We start from the raw sequence: 3,223 nt of genomic DNA on the forward strand, positions 1-3,223 counted from the left end.
GCTTTACATATTATCAAAACGGTTTTCAATTTCTTTTACTCATGCAGGATTGGAATTCTATTAGGGTCTTGAGTCAACTCGCCATCACTTCGGAGTATTTTCTCCAGGTGACCTTGGATAAGTCAGGCAAAGTCCTCTCGTCTGATTCTGGAATTGGCCCAATCCCCTCATTTTTTGACAGCCAAGAAAAGCCATTGATCTTTGGAGATTGCTTCCTTTCCTCCGATTGGTCAAAATATGAAAACCAAAGGATAAAAGCCTGGAAAAATAGCCATCAGTCATTTTTAGTCGATTTACAGAAAATTAATCATCCCGAAGGCACGACAGCTCTCACAAAATGGGAGTTTTTCTTCATTACAGAGGATTTTGGGACTTGTCTCGGACTTGGGCACCCTGTTGAGCCGCTCCGCCCTTACAATTTGGGTTTGGGTGAATTTATCGAGGGAACCACCAACAACAATGAGATTTTGGATATCCTGCTGGAAAATAAAATTCTCGGATTTTGGGAATTTGACCCGGAAAATAAAACAGACTACATCAGCAGCGGCTTGGCCCAAATGTTGGGCTATAGGTTGGATGAATTGAATAACCTGAAAAACATTGCCTGGCAAAAGCACATTCACCAGGAGGATTACCCGAGATTACTCAGAGACCTATCGCATCATTTCAGCAATACCGGCAATTTACCTTTCCGAAAGGAATTCAGGATAATCTCCAAAGGCGACCAAACTACTTGGGTGATTGGATTTGGAAAAACTACAAAGTGGGATAATGAAGGTCGACCCAAAAAAATGCAGGGAATTCTCATTGACATAACTGAAAAAAAGAAACAGGAAATCTGGATGAGAGAGCACCATTATTTTCTCCGGGACCTGGCCTTTCAACAATCCCATTCCCTGCGGGCAAGAGTGGCTAATATCCTCGGAATCCTAGAAATTCTCGAAACCGAGCATCAGACACCAGAATCCAAAAAACTCCTCGAAATCCTCAAAAATGAATCCAAGCTTTTGGATCAATCGCTGAAGAAAAGTATAAAAGAATCTGTGATTCAAAATGAATCTTGGGAGAAGGGAATTAATCCCGAATGATTAAACCTGGATTATGCTTTAGAACTCGTTGCGAGAGCTCAAAATGCAAGAAAATCAGTCACTTTAGAGTTCGAGGCGTAGCACCGCTACGGTGAGATCGAAAAGTGAAGTGAAACGACTGATTTTGAAGCATTTTGAGGTCGCAGTAGATTTTCTAATGCATATTTCAGGTTAAATATTCCTGATTTTCCACCTTGCTTTCAAATAGCCCCAAATCAGGCTGGGGCTTAGGACTTTTTTCCTCTGGAAGCCTCCATCATATCCCACATTTCCTGAGGTATTTGATCTAAATTATTGAATTCTCCTGCTCCTTTGAGCCATTCTCCGCCGTCAATGGTAATTACTTCCCCGTTGACATACGCTGAAAAATCCGAAACCAGATAAGCTGCCAGATTGGCCAATTCCTGGTGCTCTCCGACTCTACCGACCGGGACTTTTTTGGCAGGATCAAATTTCTTAACCAAATCTCCGGGAAGCAATCTGCTCCAGGCTCCTTCAGTTGGAAAAGGTCCGGGAGCGATGGCATTGGATCGAATCCCATACTTTGCCCATTCCACGGCGAGGGAACGGGTCAATGCCAAAACCCCAGCTTTGGCCGCAGCGGAAGGAACAACGTAACCTGAACCAGTCCAGGCGTAGGTAGTTACAATATTCAAAAACGTCCCTCCTTGCTTTTGTGCGATCCAATCCTTGCCTGCTGTGAGGGTGACCTGCGAAGTTCCTTTCAAAACAATATCCAACACGGTATTAAAAGCATTGGTAGAGAGTCTTTCAGTTGGACTGATGAAATTACCCGCAGCATTGTTGAGGACGACATGGATTTGTCCCAATTCAGATTTTGCTTTTTCCCACATCGCCTCGACCTGATCTATGTCGCGGACATCGCAGGCAACTGGAATAACCCGACCACTAGTATTGGCTGTCATCTCCTTTGCTGTCTCTTCTAATACATCCAGCTTTCGGGAAGAAATAACCAGATTGGCTCCAAGCTTTAAAAAATACTCACTCATCGAACGGCCTAACCCGGTGCCTCCTCCGGTCACCAGAATGTTTTTATCTTTGAGCGATCCCTCGCGAAGCATTCCTTCCGTAAATTTCATTGCTTTGAATAGTTTCGTTAATGCCCAAGTTAACAATCAGGCCCGGAAATTGAAAGGAAACCAATAGATGCCTATCCAATGAAAAAATACCTTATTCTTATCTTAGTCTCTTTCCTTTTTTGGTCATGTGCTGAGGATGTCAATAAAGAAATCAATACTGATTTAACTCAAGAAGCTGCTCAGTTTTTCCAGTTTACCGAAGCCATTGGCGAAAGTTCCTATTTGGGAAATATCCCTTTTGTGGATTATTCAAGGATAACTTCAGCTGAATTACCCGGTTGTCCGTCAATTACCATTAGCCCTAATTCACGAATTATTGAACTGATTTATGGTACTTCTTCGGAATGTATCCAACAAAATATAAGTCCGAGAACCGGAAAGATTGTTCTGGATTTTACGCTTTCAAATACCACATTGCCGACATGGTCCTTGACCTATGAAAATTATTCGGTTGATGGAATTCAGATTGAAGGAGTTAGACATTTCACTGGTCTTTCCTTGAACGAAAACCAGGAAACTTTTGAAAATCTTACGGTCGAATTGAATAAAAGTCTAAGCTTTACCATCAACGGAACTTTTTCATATTCTACTTCCAGATCAAGTTTAAAACCATTTGCCCTAAGTACCCGAGGCAAAATGGAAGGAAGAAATCCTGCCGGAAGGAATTTCTCATTGGTTATTACCGAAGCAAAAGAACAACTTTTTCAATGCTACCGAGAGGGCTGGACATTACCCCAATCCGGTAAAGAATCCTGGATAGTGTCCAGAGGAAATTCCTCTGATTTGGAGTATAAAGTCAACTTTCAAGGAACCGAGGATTGCAATTCTATGGTAGTTTCCACCATGCCTGATGGAAGAACTCTTCAGCTAAATCCATGAAAAAAGCCCCGGATTTCTCCAGGGCTTTCCTAAGCAACTTTTACTCAAATTAATATCTGTAATACTCAGGCTTGAATGGTCCTTGAACCTCAACGCCGATGTATTGTGCCTGGTCTTCAGAAAGGGTATCCAATACCACACCCAACTTGGCCGGGT

Annotated in this window: 4 protein-coding genes; 2 read left to right on the forward strand and 2 right to left on the reverse strand. The window is 42.4% G+C overall.

All coding sequences use genetic code 11. The annotated features are described in order from the left end of the window. Positions 1 to 1,088 (forward strand): PAS domain-containing protein (locus B0E43_RS23330; protein WP_077346036.1); only part of this gene is annotated, 1,088 nt, incomplete at its 5' end. Between the two features lie 227 nt (positions 1,089 to 1,315). Here the strand turns inward: B0E43_RS23330 and B0E43_RS23335 are convergent. Next, entirely contained in the window at positions 1,316 to 2,188 is an 873-nt protein-coding gene (locus B0E43_RS23335; RefSeq protein WP_077346037.1) for an SDR family oxidoreductase, read from the reverse strand. A 78-nt stretch (positions 2,189 to 2,266) separates the two neighbouring features. Here B0E43_RS23335 and B0E43_RS23340 point away from each other — a divergent pair, with 78 nt between their 5' ends. Next, on the forward strand, positions 2,267 to 3,067 hold the full coding sequence (locus B0E43_RS23340; RefSeq protein ID WP_077346038.1) for a hypothetical protein: 801 nt from the start codon (positions 2,267 to 2,269) through the stop codon (positions 3,065 to 3,067). A 49-nt stretch (positions 3,068 to 3,116) separates the two neighbouring features. Here B0E43_RS23340 and B0E43_RS23345 read toward each other — a convergent pair. Next, the coding region (locus B0E43_RS23345) for an adenosylhomocysteinase (protein WP_139352619.1) at positions 3,117 to 3,223 on the reverse strand (107 nt) is incomplete at its 5' end.

This window comes from Algoriphagus sp. A40 (assembly GCF_002002735.1).
Taxonomy (GTDB): Bacteria; Bacteroidota; Bacteroidia; order Cytophagales; family Cyclobacteriaceae; genus Algoriphagus.

What these genes read in the sequence shown, in the direction of transcription:
- B0E43_RS23335 (WP_077346037.1), bottom strand. Translation starts at nt 2,188, where the DNA reads ATGAAATTTACGGAAGGAATGCTTCGCGAGGGATCGCTCAAAGATAAA.
- B0E43_RS23340 (WP_077346038.1), top strand. Translation starts at nt 2,267, where the DNA reads ATGAAAAAATACCTTATTCTTATCTTAGTCTCTTTCCTTTTTTGGTCA.